The organism is Variovorax pasteuri, assembly GCF_051216435.1.
In the GTDB taxonomy this organism is placed as follows: Bacteria; Pseudomonadota; Gammaproteobacteria; order Burkholderiales; family Burkholderiaceae_C; genus Variovorax.
The window spans coordinates 197,876-213,683 of record NZ_JBPJZS010000002.1; the positions used below are offsets into that span (position 1 = coordinate 197,876).

The 15,808-nt window shown below is 63.9% G+C and carries 17 protein-coding genes; 9 read left to right on the forward strand and 8 right to left on the reverse strand.

Translation table 11 applies throughout. The annotated features are described in order from the left end of the window. Nucleotides 1–6 precede the first annotated feature (6 nt). Genes aat through ACSFBM_RS08000 form a run of 3 tightly spaced genes read left to right on the forward strand, consistent with a single transcriptional unit; the run spans nucleotide 7 to nucleotide 2,381 of the window. Nucleotides 7–774 carry a leucyl/phenylalanyl-tRNA--protein transferase gene (gene aat, locus ACSFBM_RS07990; protein ID WP_435483889.1) on the forward strand — a complete coding sequence of 256 codons (768 nt, stop codon included), beginning with the start codon at nucleotides 7–9 and terminating at the stop codon, nucleotides 772–774. Then, nucleotides 771–1,520, forward strand: a complete 750-nt coding sequence (locus ACSFBM_RS07995; RefSeq protein ID WP_435483890.1) for an arginyltransferase — start codon at nucleotides 771–773, stop codon at nucleotides 1,518–1,520. The genes aat and ACSFBM_RS07995 overlap by 4 nt, the downstream gene beginning before the upstream one ends. Before the next feature lie 30 nt (nucleotides 1,521–1,550). Next, nucleotides 1,551–2,381, forward strand: coding sequence for an IclR family transcriptional regulator (locus ACSFBM_RS08000; protein ID WP_435483891.1), 831 nt, complete (start codon nucleotides 1,551–1,553; stop codon nucleotides 2,379–2,381). A gap of 83 nt (nucleotides 2,382–2,464) precedes the next feature. Here ACSFBM_RS08000 and ACSFBM_RS08005 read toward each other — a convergent pair whose 3' ends face one another. The 8 genes from ACSFBM_RS08005 to ACSFBM_RS08040 all read right to left on the reverse strand — a co-directional run bounded on the left by ACSFBM_RS08005 (nucleotide 2,465) and on the right by ACSFBM_RS08040 (nucleotide 12,082). Continuing rightward, complete coding sequence (locus ACSFBM_RS08005; protein WP_435483892.1) at nucleotides 2,465–3,673, reverse strand: serine hydrolase; 1,209 nt, start codon at nucleotides 3,671–3,673, stop codon at nucleotides 2,465–2,467. A 117-nt stretch (nucleotides 3,674–3,790) separates the two neighbouring features. Continuing rightward, nucleotides 3,791–5,329 carry a 2-isopropylmalate synthase gene (locus ACSFBM_RS08010; protein WP_435483893.1) on the reverse strand — a complete coding sequence of 513 codons (1,539 nt, stop codon included), beginning with the start codon at nucleotides 5,327–5,329 and terminating at the stop codon, nucleotides 3,791–3,793. 59 nt (nucleotides 5,330–5,388) lie between these two features. Further along, nucleotides 5,389–7,092, reverse strand: coding sequence for a 2-isopropylmalate synthase (gene leuA, locus ACSFBM_RS08015; RefSeq protein ID WP_435483894.1), 1,704 nt, complete (start codon nucleotides 7,090–7,092; stop codon nucleotides 5,389–5,391). Between the two features lie 206 nt (nucleotides 7,093–7,298). Next, nucleotides 7,299–8,123 (reverse strand): CDP-diacylglycerol--serine O-phosphatidyltransferase, encoded by an 825-nt coding sequence (gene pssA / locus ACSFBM_RS08020; protein ID WP_435438147.1) that lies wholly within the window; start codon nucleotides 8,121–8,123, stop codon nucleotides 7,299–7,301. A gap of 188 nt (nucleotides 8,124–8,311) precedes the next feature. Next, nucleotides 8,312–9,328, reverse strand: coding sequence for a ketol-acid reductoisomerase (ilvC, locus tag ACSFBM_RS08025; RefSeq protein ID WP_435438146.1), 1,017 nt, complete (start codon nucleotides 9,326–9,328; stop codon nucleotides 8,312–8,314). Between the two features lie 54 nt (nucleotides 9,329–9,382). Next, on the reverse strand, nucleotides 9,383–9,646 hold the full coding sequence (locus tag ACSFBM_RS08030) for a DUF4282 domain-containing protein (RefSeq protein WP_435446297.1): 264 nt from the start codon (nucleotides 9,644–9,646) through the stop codon (nucleotides 9,383–9,385). Nucleotides 9,647–9,701: 55 nt separating this feature from the next. Beyond that, nucleotides 9,702–10,193, reverse strand: a complete 492-nt coding sequence (gene ilvN, locus ACSFBM_RS08035; protein WP_435438144.1) for an acetolactate synthase small subunit — start codon at nucleotides 10,191–10,193, stop codon at nucleotides 9,702–9,704. A gap of 104 nt (nucleotides 10,194–10,297) precedes the next feature. After that, nucleotides 10,298–12,082: an acetolactate synthase 3 catalytic subunit gene (locus ACSFBM_RS08040; RefSeq protein ID WP_435483895.1), complete on the reverse strand. Its 1,785-nt coding sequence runs from the start codon at nucleotides 12,080–12,082 to the stop codon at nucleotides 10,298–10,300. A gap of 280 nt (nucleotides 12,083–12,362) precedes the next feature. On the opposite strand from ACSFBM_RS08040, the gene ACSFBM_RS08045 reads away from it, so the two are divergent. From ACSFBM_RS08045 to ACSFBM_RS08070, 6 genes are read left to right on the forward strand one after another with little or no spacing between them, the layout of a single operon-like run. Continuing rightward, nucleotides 12,363–12,929 carry an RNA polymerase sigma factor gene (locus tag ACSFBM_RS08045; protein ID WP_435438142.1) on the forward strand — a complete coding sequence of 189 codons (567 nt, stop codon included), beginning with the start codon at nucleotides 12,363–12,365 and terminating at the stop codon, nucleotides 12,927–12,929. Further along, nucleotides 12,926–13,351, forward strand: coding sequence for a DUF3619 family protein (locus ACSFBM_RS08050; protein ID WP_435483896.1), 426 nt, complete (start codon nucleotides 12,926–12,928; stop codon nucleotides 13,349–13,351). Before ACSFBM_RS08045 ends, ACSFBM_RS08050 begins: the two co-directional genes overlap by 4 nt. A gap of 17 nt (nucleotides 13,352–13,368) precedes the next feature. Beyond that, nucleotides 13,369–14,193, forward strand: a complete 825-nt coding sequence (locus tag ACSFBM_RS08055; protein ID WP_435483897.1) for a DUF3106 domain-containing protein — start codon at nucleotides 13,369–13,371, stop codon at nucleotides 14,191–14,193. Between the two features lie 12 nt (nucleotides 14,194–14,205). Further along, nucleotides 14,206–14,778, forward strand: coding sequence for an RDD family protein (locus ACSFBM_RS08060; RefSeq protein ID WP_435483898.1), 573 nt, complete (start codon nucleotides 14,206–14,208; stop codon nucleotides 14,776–14,778). Beyond that, nucleotides 14,775–15,182, forward strand: coding sequence for a diacylglycerol kinase (locus tag ACSFBM_RS08065; RefSeq protein ID WP_435438138.1), 408 nt, complete (start codon nucleotides 14,775–14,777; stop codon nucleotides 15,180–15,182). The genes ACSFBM_RS08060 and ACSFBM_RS08065 overlap by 4 nt, the downstream gene beginning before the upstream one ends. Before the next feature lie 31 nt (nucleotides 15,183–15,213). After that, nucleotides 15,214–15,804, forward strand: coding sequence for an LOG family protein (locus ACSFBM_RS08070; RefSeq protein ID WP_435446289.1), 591 nt, complete (start codon nucleotides 15,214–15,216; stop codon nucleotides 15,802–15,804). Nucleotides 15,805–15,808: the final 4 nt, after the last annotated feature.

Genomic DNA, 15,808 nt, shown 5'->3' on the forward strand with positions numbered 1-15,808 from the left:
CCACCCATGCGACAACTTCCCTGGCTCGAACCCGGCGATGCCCTCCCCGACCCCGCATCGGCCTGGGGTGTGACCGACCCCGTGCCTGGGCTGCTGGCGGCGGGCGGCTCGCTCGACGTCGATACTTTGATGCAGGCCTACAGCCACTGCGTGTTTCCGTGGTTCAGCGAGGACCAGCCCATCCTGTGGTGGAGCCCCGACCCGCGCATGGTGCTGCGGGTGGACGACTTCAAGCTGCACCGCTCGCTTCGGAAGACGCTGCTGCACTTTGCGCAGGCGCCGGGCTGCGAAGTGCGGATCGACCATGACTTCGGCGCCGTCATCCAGGCCTGTTCGCGCTCGCCGCGGGTCGGCCAGTCGGGCACCTGGATCGTGCCGGACATGGTGCAGGCCTATACGAATTTGCACCTCGCAGGCCACGCCCACAGCGTCGAGACGTGGATCGACGGCGAATTGGCCGGCGGGCTCTACTGCGTGGCGCTGGGCCGCGCGGTCTTCGGCGAGTCGATGTTCACGCGCCGGCCCGACGCTTCGAAGATCGCGCTGGCCGCGCTGGTGTCACTGTGCCGACGCTCGGGCGTGCAGATGATCGACTGCCAGCAGAACACGGCGCACCTCGCGAGCCTTGGCGCCCGTGAGGTGGCGCGCAAAAACTTCGTCGCGCACGTGGCTCTGGCGCGACAACAGGAGGGGCCGCGGTGGCAATTCGACCCCGTATACTGGCTCGACCTCCTTTCCGCGCGACCTCCTTCCTCTCCCGATGTGACGACGTGACGCACCTCAAGGACCTTCCGCTTCACACCCTGCAGTTCTACGCCACGGCGCCGTATCCCTGCAGCTACCTGCCGGATCGCCAGGCCCGGTCGCAGGTGGCCACGCCCAGCCACCTGATCCACAACGATGCCTACTCCGACCTGGTGCTCAGCGGCTTCCGGCGCAGCGGGATGTTCACCTACCGGCCCTACTGCGACGGTTGCCGTGCATGCATCCCGCTGCGGGTGCTGGCCAACAGCTTCCACCCCACGCGCAGCCAGCGGCGGGCGCTGAAGCAGCATGCAGACCTGCAGGCGCGCGTGCTCAAGCTGTGCTTCATGCCCGAGCACTACCAGCTCTACCTGCGCTACCAGAACGGCCGGCATTCGGGCGGCGGCATGGACCACGACAGCATCGACCAGTACACCCAGTTCCTGCTGCAGAGCCGGGTCAACTCCCGGTTGGTGGAGTTTCGCGAAACGCTGCCCGACGGCAGCGCGGGCGCACTGAAGATGGTGTCGATCCTCGACGTGCTGAACGACGGCATCTCAGCTGTCTACACGTTCTACGAACCCGACACGAGCACGGGCTACGGTACGTACAGCGTGCTCTGGCAGATCGAGCAGGCGCGCAAGCTCGGGCTGCCGCATGTGTACCTCGGCTACTGGATCGAACACAGCCCGAAAATGAACTACAAGGCGCGCTTCTCCCCGCATGAAGTGCTGGTTGACGGACATTGGCAGGCGTCCGCTGATTTCACAAGGTAAAATGGCGACCGGTCTTCACCGCAAAGCGCCATGAGAAAAAACCAATCAGACATTCCCGCCGTTCCAGTGATCCAGGTGATCGAGCGCATGTTCTCGCTGATCGATGTCCTGGCATCCCGCGAAGAGGCGATGTCGCTGAAGGAGATCAGCGAAAAGACCGGGCTTCACCCTTCGACCACGCACCGCATCCTCAATGACCTCGCGGTCGGACGTTTCGTAGACCGGCCAGAGGCCGGCAGCTACCGGCTGGGCATGCGCCTGCTGGAACTGGGCAACCTGGTGAAGGGCCGGCTCAACGTGCGCGACGCCGCGCTGGGCCCGATGCGCGAGCTGCACAAGCTCACGCAGCAGCCCGTCAACCTGAGCATGCGCCAAGGCGACGAGATCGTGTACATCGAGCGCTCCTACAGCGAGCGCTCGGGCATGCAGGTGGTGCGCGCCATCGGTGGGCGCGCCGCCCTGCACCTGACCTCGACCGGCAAACTGTTCCTGGCGGCCGACGACCCGCAACGCGTGCGCAGCTACGCAACACGCACGGGCCTGGCCGGCCATACGCGCAACAGCATCACCCAACTGCCGGCGCTCGAGCGCGAGCTGTCGAAGGCGCGCCAGTACGGCATTGCCCGCGACAACGAAGAACTGGAACTGGGCGTGCGCTGCATGGCAGCTGGCATCTACGACGACCAGGGCAAGCTCGTGGCAGGCCTGTCTATTTCCGCGCCGGCCGACCGGCTGGACGAAGGCTGGCTGCCGAAGCTGCAGGCGACAGCCAATGAGATATCGGGCGCGCTGGGGTTCAAGGACGGGATGGCCGCAACGCCAGCGGCTTCGACGACCAGCACGCCGCCGACCGGCACCTGATCCGCCTCGCGGAAGCATCTGCCCAAAAACAAACAGGCCCTGAGAAGGGCCTGTTTGCGTTGGGGAGGTCTATCGACTGCGTATCAGCCGGCCACCTGGTAGGCAGAGACGGCGCGCGAAGCGGCCGGCGAACCGGCGGCATGCGTGGCCTCGACCCATCGGCGAACCCGCTCCGCGTCCGCAATGCGGCTGTACTTGCCGGCCGAATCCAGGAACACCATGATCAGCTTGCGGCCGGCCACGCGAGCCTGCATCACGAGGCACTGGCCGGCTTCGGAGATGTAGCCGGTCTTCTGCACACCGATTTCCCAGTCCGGGCTTTTCACCAGGCGATTGGTGGTGTTGAACTGCAGCACGCGGTTGCCGACTTCGACCTGGTATTCAGGCGAGGTGGACAGCGAACGCACCGTGGCGTCTGAATAGGCCGCATTGACCAGCAAGGCCAGGTCTTGCGCGCTCGACTGGTTGCGGCTGGACAGGCCGGTGGGCTCCGCGTAGCGCGTGTCCTTCATGCCGAGCATCTTGGCCTTGGCATTCATGATGCTCACGAAGGTCGAAAGGCCACCAGGGTAGGTGCGGCCCAACGCGTGCGCGGCGCGGTTTTCGCTCGACATCAGCGCCAGGTGCAGCAGTTCGCCGCGCGACAGCGTGGTGCCGACCGTCAGGCGCGAGCTGCTGCGCTTTTCGGTGTCGACGTCGTCCTGCGTGATGGTGATCAGCTCTTCGTTGGGCAGATGGGCCTCGCTGATGAGCAACCCGGTCATGAGCTTGGTAAGCGACGCGATCGGCAGCACGGCGTGGTCGTTCTTGCTGAACAGCACTTCATGCGTGTCCTGGTCGATGACCAGGGCGACGCTCGACTTCAGGTCGAGCACGTCTTCGGTGCCATGCAGGCCGGCCATCTGTCCGAAGGACTGGCGCGGTGGCGCTTCGACGCGTACCACCGAACGGCGCTGCACGGCGACCACGGTCTTGCCGTTCTTTCGCTGCAGCGTGGCCACCACGTTGCGGCCGCCACGAACGACCTTGTCGGCCTTTTGGGCCCGACCGCGCTGTGCGACGACGGGCGCTGCGCCGCGTGCCGTCTTGGACGATGCGTTGCGCTTGACTTCGACCGGCACCGGCCCCTTCGCCTTCTTGGCGACGGCGGTCTTGGCGGCGGCGGGCTTTTCTTTCTTCGCGGCCTGGGCGCCAGGCAGCAAAAACGCCGTGGCGCAGAGCGCGACGGCGAGGAATCGGAAGGCGGGTAGAAACCGCTGGCTGGAAACTCGGCGGAGGCGGGCTTCAGGCATTAATAAATCTCCAGCGGCGACAAACAAGGACCGCAGTGTATCGAAATCAAAAAAGGCACGCAATATCAGTTACTTGCATCCTCTTCTTCAATCGAATAGCAAGGATCGCCTGAAAACCTAACCTTGTGCCGCAACTCTCTCAGCTTGGCTCTGTAACTTATTGAGAGCACTCAAATAAGCCTTCGCCGAAGCCACCACGATGTCGGGGTCTGCACCCACACCGTTCACCACCCGCCCTGCATTTTGTAACCGGACTGTAACTTCTCCTTGGCTTTCCGTCGAGCCGCTGATGGCGTTTACAGAGTAAAGAACCATCTCGGCGCCGCTCTTGACGAGCGACTCGATCGCCTTCAGGGAAGCATCAACCGGGCCATTCCCGTCGGATTCGCCGGTGACTTCCTTGCCCTGGACGGTGAACACGACCTTCGCCTGGGGGCGCTCGCCGGTTTCGCTGTGCTGGGAGAGCGAGACGAAAGCAAACTGCTCACCAACGTTCGACACCTCTTCCGCGCTGACGAGCGCGAGGATGTCTTCGTCGAAAATTTCCGACTTGCGGTCGGCCAGTTCCTTGAACCGCAGGAAGGCGGCGTTGATGTCGCCCTCGCTTGACATGGAAACGCCCAGTTCCTGCAGGCGCTGCTTGAAGGCATTGCGGCCGCTGAGCTTGCCCAGCACGATCTTGTTGGCGGCCCAACCCACATCTTCGGCGCGCATGATCTCGTAGGTGTCGCGGGCCTTGAGCACGCCGTCCTGGTGAATGCCGGAGGCGTGCGCAAAGGCATTGGCGCCCACCACGGCCTTGTTGGGCTGCACCACGAAGCCGGTGGTCTGGCTCACCATGCGGCTCGCGGCCACGATGTGCTGGGTGTCGATGTTGAGGTCGAGCCCGAAGTAGTCCCTGCGGGTCTTGACCGCCATGACCACTTCCTCGAGCGAGCAATTGCCCGCGCGCTCTCCCAGGCCGTTGATGGTGCATTCCACCTGTCGCGCGCCGCCGATCTTCACGCCAGCCAGCGAGTTGGCCACGGCCATGCCGAGGTCGTTGTGGCAGTGCACCGACCAGATCGCCTTGTCGCTGTTGGGAATGCGCTCGCGCAGCATCTTGATGAAGTTGCCGTAGAGCTCTGGAACGGCGTAGCCCACGGTATCGGGCACGTTGATGGTGGTGGCGCCCTCGTTGATGACGGTTTCCAGCACGCGGCACAGGAAGTCCGGGTCGCTGCGGTAGCCATCTTCGGGGCTGAACTCCACGTCACCTATCTGGTTGCGCGCAAAGCGCACGGCCAGCCTGGCCTGCTCGTGCACCTCGTCGGGCGTCATGCGCAGCTTCTTTTCCATGTGAAGCGCGGAGGTCGCAATGAAGGTGTGAATGCGTCCGCGGGCCGCGCCCTTCAGGGCTTCGGCGGCGCGTGCAATGTCGCGGTCGTTGGCGCGCGAGAGGCCGCACACCGTCGAGTCCTTGATGACGTTCGCAATGGCCTTCACAGCCTCGAAGTCGCCGTTCGAGCTGGCGGGAAAGCCCGCTTCGATGACGTCGACTTTCAGCCGCTCCAGCAACTTTGCAATGCGCATCTTCTCGTCGCGCGTCATCGAGGCGCCTGGCGATTGCTCGCCGTCGCGCAAGGTGGTGTCGAAAATAATGAGTTGGTCGGTCATCGTGGTTCTCCTTGGTTCGTTTCCACCTTGCGCCCCCGACCCAGGTCGCAGCAGGAGCGTCAGGCGACTTGAACCGTCGATTGTGCGCTGCGTGCGCCCCGGCCTCGCGCACGCTGCACGCCCGAGACGATCGCCTTCAACGACGCCGAGATGACGTTGGCGTCGATGCCCACGCCGAACAGCGTCTGGCTTTCATCCACCCGCAGCTCCAGGTAGGCCACGGACTTCGCATCGGCGCCAGCGCCGATGGCGTGCTGGTGGTAGTCCATCACGCGCACCGTGTGGCCGGTGGCCTTGCTCAGCGCCTGCGTGAAGGCATCGATGGGGCCATTGCCGCGGCCTTCGATGGCGTGCACTTCACCGTCCCACGGCAGGTCGCCGCGCAGCACCACGGAGGCGTTGGCGCCCTCGCCTTCTTCCTCGATCACGCGATGTTGCAGCGACTGCGCGGTCTCGATGCCGTATTCGCGCACGAACAGCTGCCACAGGTCGGCGGCGGTGAGTTCCTTGCCGGCGACGTCCATCACGCCTTGCACGGTCTGCATGAACTCCATCTGCAGACGGCGCGGCATCTCGATGCCGTATTCGCTTTCGAGCAGATAGGCCATGCCGCCCTTGCCCGACTGGCTGTTCACGCGGATCACGGCTTCATAGCTGCGGCCCACATCCTTCGGGTCGATGGGGAGGTAGGGCATGTCCCAGATGTCGCCTTCCTTGCGCGCGGCGAAGGCCTTCTTGATCGCGTCCTGGTGCGAACCCGAGAACGAGGTGTAGACAAGGTCGCCAACGTACGGGTGGCGAGGATGAACGGGAATCTGGTTGCAGTGCTCGACCGTGGCGCGGATCTCGTCGATGTTCGAGAAGTCGAGCCCGGGCGAGACACCTTGGGTGTACAGGTTGAGCGCCACGTTCACGAGGTCGAGGTTGCCGGTTCGCTCGCCGTTGCCGAACAGGCAGCCTTCGATGCGCTCCGCGCCGGCCATCAGGGCGAGTTCGCCGGCTGCGGTGCCAGTGCCGCGGTCGTTGTGCGGGTGCACGCACAGCACGATGGAATCGCGGCGCGCAAGGTTGCGGTGCATCCACTCGATCATGTCCGCGAAGATGTTCGGCGTGGAATGCTCCACCGTGGTGGGCAAGTTCACAATGCACTTGCGCTCGGGTGTCGGCGCCCAGACGTCGGTGACCGCATCGACCACGCGCTTGGAAAACACGACGTCGGTGCCCGAGAACATCTCGGGCGAGTACTGGAAGGTCCAGTGCGTGTTCGGCTGCTTCGCTGCGAAGTCGTTGAACATGCGCGCATGGGTGCTGGCGAGCTCGACGATCTGGTCTTCGTCCATGCCGAGCACCACACGGCGCATCACCGGCGCCACCGCGTTGTAGAGGTGCACGATGGCGCGCGGGGCGCCTTGCAGCGATTCGAAGGTGCGTGCAATGAGGTGGTCGCGCGCCTGCGTCAGCACCTGGATCGTCACGTCGTCAGGAATCCGGTCTTCTTCGATGAGCTTGCGCACGAAGTCGAATTCGACCTGCGAGGCCGAGGGGAAGCCCACTTCGATTTCCTTGAAGCCGATGGCCACAAGGGTTTCGAACATGCGCATCTTGCGCGCGATGTCCATGGGCTCGACCAGCGCCTGGTTGCCGTCACGCAGGTCCGTCGACAGCCAGATGGGCGCCTTGGTCAGCACCGCATCGGGCCAGGTGCGGTCCTTGAGGCCGATCGGGGCGAATGCGCGGTATTTGCTTTGAGGTTGCTTGAGCATGTCGATTCTCTGAGTGGTTGGAATTCAACCAGCAACCCCAAATACAAACGGCCCGTTGCTGGTGCGAACGGGCCGTGGTGATGGGATTAGCGCGTGCGCTACCGTCTCCGCCCGTGAGGGAGGGCTAGTAGGGCCAGCAGCGAAATCTTGGTCATGAGGGTTGCGAATGTAGCACAGCCGGCGCGGGCCCGGGAAGGCCCGGCGTTTCAGTTGTGCAGTCCCCGCTCGTCAGGCTCTTCGGTGGAAGTGCTGATCACGCTCGCCGGTTGGCCCTTGGCCTTGCGCCAGCCATAGACCACGTAGCCGCTGAGGCCGTAGATGACGAACAGGCCGAACAGCACAGTAGGCGGATGGATGTTGATGACGGCAATGCCCAGCGCGATCAGCACGATCGCGGCGAAGGGCACGCTCTTCTTCATCTGGATGTCCTTGAAACTGTAGAAGGGCGCGTTCGTGACCATCGTGAGGCCCGCGTACAACGTGAATGCAAAGGTGACCCATGTGATCTGCGTCCACGAGAGATACAGCACTTCGCCGCCGCGCTTGCCCCATTCGTCCACGAGCCAGATGAATCCGGCCACCAACGCCGCGGCAGCGGGCGACGGCAGGCCCTGGAACCAGCGCTTGTCGACCACGCCGGTGTTCACGTTGAAGCGCGCCAGCCGCAATGCGGCGCACGCGCAATACACGAACGCGGCGATCCAGCCCCAGCGCCCCAGTCCCTTGAGCGACCACTCGTAAGCAATGAGCGCCGGCGCGGCACCGAAGGACACCATGTCGGACAGCGAATCCATCTGCTCGCCGAACGCGCTTTGCGTGTTGGTCATGCGCGCGACGCGCCCGTCGAGGCTGTCGAGAATCATCGCGGCGAACACGCCGAGTGCAGCGAGGTCGAAGCGCGCATTCATGGCCATCACGACCGAATAAAAACCGCCGAACAACGCGGCGAGCGTGAACAGGTTCGGCAGGATGTAGATGCCCTTGCGCCGTTTGCGCGGCTGCACCACGTCGGGAACGGTATCGTCATGCATTGAAATTGCCTCCGTCCCTCGTGGGCACTGAGCGGTCAGCTATCCAATCGATAGCATCTTGGTCTGTGAGTCGCATGGCTTGCAGTGTAGTTCAGGGGACCTCTTGGACCCCCTTCAAACAAAAGGGCCACCGCGACGGGTGGCCCTTGGGGAAAGCGCCCCCGGGGGAGCGCGTTTCGACGTGAAGATCAGTTGCGGGTCTGGTCGACCAGCTTGTTCTTCTTGATCCAAGGCATCATTGCGCGCAGCTTCTCGCCGACGACTTCGATCTGATGCTCCGAATTCAGGCGACGGCGGCTGATGAGCGCCGGCTGGCCGGCAGCCGCTTCGAGCACGAAGCTCTTGGCATATTCGCCGGTCTGGATGTCCTTGAGCACTTGCTTCATGACCTTCTTGGTCTCGTCGGTCACGATGCGCGGGCCCGTGACGTACTCGCCGTACTCGGCGTTGTTCGAGATCGAGTAGTTCATGTTGGCGATGCCGCCTTCATAGATCAGGTCGACGATCAGCTTGAGCTCGTGCAGGCATTCGAAGTACGCCATTTCGGGCGCGTAGCCGGCTTCCACCAGCGTTTCGAAACCAGCCTTGATCAGTTCGACCGTACCGCCGCACAGAACCGCTTGTTCGCCGAACAGGTCGGTCTCGGTTTCTTCACGGAAGTTGGTCTCGATGATGCCGGCCTTGCCGCCGCCGTTGGCGGTGGCGTAGCTCAGCGCGAGGTCACGCGCCTTGCCGGTCTTGTCCTGGTGCACCGCCACGAGGTGGGGCACGCCGCCGCCTTGGGTGTAGGTGCTGCGCACCGTGTGGCCCGGGGCCTTGGGAGCAACCATCCACACGTCGAGGTCGGCGCGCGGCTGCACGAAACCGTAGTGCACGTTGAAACCGTGCGCGAAGACCAGCGAAGCGCCTTCCTTGATGTGCGGGGCCACGTCGTTCTTGTAGACGTTGGCGATCTGCTCGTCGGGCAGCAGGATCATGACCACGTCGGCCGCCTTCACGGCGTCGGCGACTTCGGCGACCTGCAGGCCGGCCTTGCCGACCTTGTCCCACGAAGCTCCGCCCTTGCGCAGGCCGACCACGACCTTGACGCCGCTGTCGTTCAGGTTCTGCGCATGCGCGTGACCTTGCGACCCATAACCGATGATTGCGACCGTCTTGCCCTTGATGAGGCTGAGGTCGGCGTCCTTGTCGTAGTAAACCTTCATGATGCGTCTTTCCTATTTAGTCTCGATGCACCCCCTGTACGGGGGTGCGTTCACTCACAGTTGACCGGAAGAATTCCGGTCCTTCATTTGCTGGTTGATGGACACGAGGTTGTCGTGAATGCGGAACAGCAGGATCAGCAATTCGCTATAGACGCGAACCATGATCGCGCCGAACACAAGAACGCCGATGGCCATCAGGATGCGCCCCTGAAACAATGACACGACGGTCATCACGAGCACACCCAGCAGTCCGAGGAAATACAGTATCCGGATGATGATGGGCGTCACCATCTTGTCGAATCCCAGCAAGTCTTGCATTCACCTTCTCCTCATGTGTTGATAGTCAATGGAACTGAGGGATTTGCACCCCCCTTTACACGCGCAGAATGCGCTCGCCGCGCCCGATGCCGCTGGCACCGGTGCGGACAGTCTCGAGGATAGCGCTACGCTCGATCGCTTCCAGGAAAGCGTCGTTCTTGCCGTGGTCGCCGGTGAGTTCGATGGTGTAGCTCTTGTCGGTCACGTCGATGATGCGGCCACGGAAGATTTCCGCCATGCGCATCATTTCCTCGCGCTCCTTGCCGACGGCGCGCACCTTCACCATCATGAGCTCGCGCTCGGTGTAGGCACCTTCGGTCAGGTCGACGACCTTCACCACTTCGATGAGGCGGTTCAGGTGCTTGGTGATCTGCTCGATCACTTCGTCGGAACCGTTCGTGACGATGGTCATGCGCGAGAGGCTCGGATCCTCCGTGGGCGCCACCGTCAGCGATTCGATGTTGTAGCCGCGGGCCGAAAAAAGGCCCACCACGCGGGAAAGAGCACCGGGCTCGTTTTCCAGCAGCACTGCAATGATGTGTTTCATGTTTGCGTGACTCCTCTTTTCGCCGCCCTCCCCCGCGCACGGTAATGCGCAGGCTCGGCGGGCAATAGATTCGTCAGTGAATAGTTAAGCGAATGCGCCGCTGATCAGAGATCTTCGGAGCCCAACAGCATTTCGGTGATGCCCATGCCGGCCTTCACCATCGGGAACACGTTCTCGGTCGGGTCGGTACGGAAGTCCATGAACACCGTGCGGTCCTTGAGCTTGCGTGCTTCGCGCAGCGCAGGCTCCACGTCTTGTGGACGCTCGATCAGCATGCCGACGTGGCCATAGGCCTCGGCGAGCTTCACGAAGTTGGGCAGCGCGTCCATGTAGCTGTGGCTGTAGCGGCCGGAGTATTCGATCTCCTGCCACTGGCGCACCATGCCCAGGTAGCGGTTGTTGAGCGAGCAGATCTTGATCGGCGTGTTGTATTGCAGGCAGGTGGAGAGTTCCTGGATGCACATCTGCACCGAGCCTTCGCCGGTGATGGTGAACACTTCCGAGTCTGGCTTGGCGAGCTTGATGCCCATGGCGTAGGGAATGCCCACGCCCATGGTGCCCAGGCCACCGGAATTGATCCAGCGGCGCGGCTCGTCGAAGCGGTAGTACTGGGCGGCCCACATCTGGTGCTGCCCCACGTCCGACGTGATGTACGCGTCGGCGTCCTTGGTCATGTTCCAGAGCGTCTCGACCACGTACTGCGGCTTGATGACGTCCTTGTTGTCGCGGTCGTACTTGAGGCAATCGCGCGAACGCCAGGCCTCGATGGTCTTCCACCACTCTGCCAACGCACCGGCGTCGGGCTTGGTGGTGCTCTCGCGGATCATCGAGATGAGCTCGGTGAGCACGTCCTTCACGTCGCCGACGATCGGGATGTCGACCTTCACGCGCTTGGAGATGCTCGACGGGTCGATGTCGACGTGGATGATCTTGCGCTCGTTCTGCGCGAAGTGCTTGGGGTTGCCGATGACGCGGTCGTCGAAGCGCGCGCCCACGGCCAGCAGCACGTCGCAGTTCTGCATCGCGTTGTTGGCTTCGATGGTGCCGTGCATGCCCAGCATGCCCAGGAACTTGCGGTCGCTCGCGGGATAGGCGCCCAGGCCCATCAGCGTGTTGGTGACCGGGTAGCCGAGCATGTCGACCAACGTGCGCAGTTCGTTGCACGCATTGCCCAGGAGCACGCCGCCGCCGGTGTAGATATAGGGGCGCTTGGCCGCCAGCAGCAGTTGCAGCGCCTTGCGGATCTGTCCGCCATGACCCTTGCGCACGGGGTTGTACGAGCGCATCTCGACCTTGTCGGGATAGCCGGCGTAAGGCGTCTTCTTGAAGGAAACGTCCTTGGGGACGTCCACCACCACCGGGCCCGGACGGCCGCTGCGTGCAATGTGGAAGGCCTTCTTCATCGTCATGGCCAGATCCTTGGGATCCTTGACGAGGAAGTTGTGCTTGACGATGGGGCGGGTGATGCCGACCGTGTCGCATTCCTGGAAGGCGTCGAGGCCAATGGCTGCCGTGGGCACCTGTCCCGAGATGATCACCATCGGGATCGAGTCCATGTACGCCGTGGCAATGCCGGTGACCGCGTTGGTCAGGCCGGGACCCGACGTGACCAGCGCCACGCCGACTTCACCGGTAGCGCGCGCATAACCGTCCGCCGCATGCACTGCGGCCTGTTCGTGGCGCACCAGCACATGCTGGATGGTGTCTTGCTTGTAGAACGCGTCGTAGATGTACAGAACCGCGCCGCCGGGGTAGCCCCAGATGTACTTGACGCCTTCGGCCTGCAGTGCCTTGACCAGCACTTCAGCGCCCATGAGTTCTTGCGTGATGTTGCCGGCGCCTGAGGACACAGCAGCTGCGGAAGCGATTTCCGCCTTGGACATTTCCATGATCAACCTTTGTTTATTTCGGGAACGAAATACCTTGGGTGCCCCTTGCCAACCCTTGTGAGGCCGCGCCAGGACTTGAGGCCAAAGCCATGGGCGGACTGATGTTCCGCCGGACCGTGACCCGTTTGCCTTTTGACTTGCAGCGCGGATTATGGCATTTCCGGCCGTTCAGATTCGCTTCAGCTGGCTTGTAAAGCGACAAAGGCATAATTCGCGGCGACAAACACCCGCGATCGCTAGACCTTCTTCCTATGCGGCGCGCTCTGCGCCCCACTCTCGCTTGGCCACTGAACAAGAACTCTCCGACTTCCTGAAAAGCGTCGAACGACGCGCTTTCAAGCGCTCGGTCTATCACGTGCGGGACGAAGAAGCGGCGCTCGATATCGTGCAGGACAGCATGATGAAGCTGGCGCAGCACTACGGCGACAAGCCGCCGGAGGAGCTGCCAATGCTGTTCCAGCGCATCCTGTCGAACTGCACGCTCGACTGGTTCCGCCGCCAGAAAACCCGTCGCGCCCTGTTCTCCAACCTCAGCGACTTCGATTCGGTCGATGACGACGGAGATTTCGACCTGCTGGAGAACTTCGTCTCGCCGACCGACTCTAGGGAAACGGAGAGCGCCGAAGACACCACGCGCCGCGCCCAGGTCTTCCACGAGATCGAAGAACAGATCGCGGCATTGCCGGGCCGTCAACGCGAGGCTTTCCTGATGCGTTACTGGGAGGAAATGGACGTCGCAGAGACGGCCGCCGCGATGGGCTGCTCCGAAGGCAGCGTCAAAACCCATTGCTCGCGAGCCGTTCACGCTCTGAGCAAGGCGCTCAAGGCCAAGGGAATATCGCTATGAATACGAAGGTATCAACCACATCATCCGCTGCTGCCGAGGACCGGTTCGGCGAGCGCTTGACGGCTCGTTTGTCGGTCGGCAACCGTGAGCTGCCGCACGACATCGGCGAGCGGCTGCGCGTGGCGCGCGCACAGGCGGTGGCTGCGCGCAAGCTGCCCCCGCAACTGCGAACCGCGCCGGTGGCGGTGCAGTCGGGCCACACGGTCACGCTGGGTGGCAGCTGGTGGACCCGCATCGGCTCGGCGGTACCCCTGATCGCGCTCGTGGCCGGCCTCATCACCATCAGCGTGATGCAGGACGACGACCGTGCCAGCGAGCTGGCCGAAGTGGATTCCGCGCTGCTCACCGGCGACCTCCCTCCTGCCGCCTATACCGACCCCGGTTTCGCCCAATTCCTCAAGGCCGACAGCGCCTCCGACTGAAATCTTTCACCGACCGAATGCGACGCCGTTCCTCCCCCAGCGCGAACACGCCACGCCTGACGCGCCCGCTTCCGGCGGGCGCGGTCGTTTGGGCTGGTGCGCTTGCAGTCGCAGCCTTCGGCCTGACGCTTGCCCACGCCCAGCCTCGCACCGAGGCGGCCGCAAAATCTGCGAACGGCCCGGCAGCGGCAGCCTCCAGCCCGAAGGCTGTCTCCACGACCAAGCCCCTTTGGAGCGAACTCACCGCCGAGCAGCAACAGGCCCTGAAGCCGTTGGGCGCGCACTGGAACACGCTGAACGCCGGGCAAAAGAGAAAGTGGCTGGTGCTGTCGCGCAATTTTTCCAGCATGTCGGCGGACGACCAGACCACCCTGCACAGCCGCATGATCGAATGGGCCGCGCTGAGCAACCAGCAGCGCACCCAGGCCCGGCTGAACTTCGCCGAAGTCAAGCGCATTCCGGCTGACGAGCGCAAGGCCAAATGGGAGCAGTACCAGGCCTTGAGCGAGGAAGAAAAGCGCAAGCTCGCCGAACGTGCGCCAGCCAAGCCACGCGGCGCGGCCGTTCCGGTGAGACCGGTCTCGGCGCAGAAACTCGTGCCAGTGCCGGCCCTCACACCCGGCGGCCAGCACACGCCCCGCATCCTGCTGGCGCCGCCCGCACCTGCTGGCGCGCCTGCCACGATCATGGTGGCATCGCCGCTGGAACGCGCGCCGGCGGCCGCAACGCCCGCTGTGTCCGTCGTACCTGCCGCACCCGCACCGTCCAGGGCGACCCCGCCGCCGGTTCCGGCCGAAGCCCAGGTGCCCGCGCCAGCCGACCCGCCCTCCTCGTCTCCCTGACGCAAGGCTTCGATGGTTTCCAGTTCTCCCGAGGCGTCGCGCCCCGACCCAGTCTCGCCCGTCACGCCCGTCGCGCCTGCAACCACCGCTCCTGTTTCGATAGTCCCCGGCCTCTGGCGCCGGATGGCTTGCTGGCTCTACGAAGGCATGCTGCTTTTCGCCGTGGTCTTCGTCTCGGGCTGGCTGTTCAGCACGCTGGGCCAGATGCGTGACGCCATGGATTCGCGGCGCCATCTGTTCCAGGCTTTCCTTTTCGTGGTTTTCGGCGTGTACTTCGTCTGGTTCTGGACCAAGGGCCAGACCCTCGCCATGAAAACCTGGAACATCCGCATCGTCGACGTGCACGGTCGTCCCGTCACGCAGCGCCGAGCCCTGGCGCGCTACCTGCTGAGCTGGATCTGGTTCCTGCCGCCGCTGGCCGCCATGGCGCCCTTCAAGCTGTCAGGGGGCGAATCGACTGTGCTGATCGTCGGCTGGATCGCCATCTGGGCCCTGCTTGCACGCTTTCACCCCGAGCGCCAGTTCTGGCACGACGCCTGGGCCGGTACGCGGCTCGTCACCTCCCCACCGATGAGCCGCCAATGAGTGCCCTGCCCAAACTTCCCGACCCCGCCGTGAATCCGCAGAAGGCGCGCAAGGGCTTCGAGCGCGTCTTTCACGCCACGCTGATCTCGTTGCAGGGCCTGCGCGCCGGCTGGAGCGAGCCGGCGTTCCGCCAGGAAGCCATCCTGTCGATCGTGATGATCCCGGCGTCTTTCTGGCTCGGCCGCAGTTGGGTCGAGGTCGCGCTGCTCGCCGGCAGCGCGGTTCTGGTCATGATCGTCGAGCTGCTCAACACCGCCGTGGAAGCCGCCATCGACCGCATCGGCCCCGAGTGGCACGACCTGTCCAAGCGCGCCAAGGACATGGGCAGCGCGGCCGTGCTGCTGTCGCTCGCGCTGTGCGGGGGCATCTGGGCGACGGCACTGTGGCAACGCTTCGTGTCATGAGAAGGCCTGCCGGCTGCGGCATGATGGCGGCATGAATCCTGAATTTTCGATCTGTGTGTATTGCGGCTCGCGCCCCGGCGAGCGCCCCGAGTTTTCCCAGGCCGCGCAAGCGGTCGGCCAGTGGATTGGCCAGCACCGCGGCCAACTGGTCTACGGCGGCGGCCGCACCGGCCTGATGGGCACGGTGGCCGAGGCCACTCGCATGGCCGGCGGTCGCGTCGTCGGCATCATTCCCAAGGCCTTGGTCGACAAGGAACTGGCCAACCCGCTGTGCGACGAGCTGCACGTGGTCGACACCATGCACGAGCGCAAGGCCATGATGGGCGAGCGCGCCGATGCCTTCGTGGCCCTGCCGGGCGGCATCGGCACCTTCGAGGAACTGTTCGAGATCTGGACTTGGCGCCAGCTCGGCTACCACGACAAGCCGACCGGCATCCTCAACACCGCCGGCTACTACGACGGCCTGCTGGGCTTCCTGGCGCACAGCGTGCGCGAGGGCTTCATGGGCGATTGGCAGATGCAGCTGATTCGCACCGGCACGGACGCGACCGAACTGCTCACGGCGCTGCGCGCCGAAGTGCCGCTGCATCCGCGCGAAGACAGGTTGTCGGAAAACCTCTGACGCC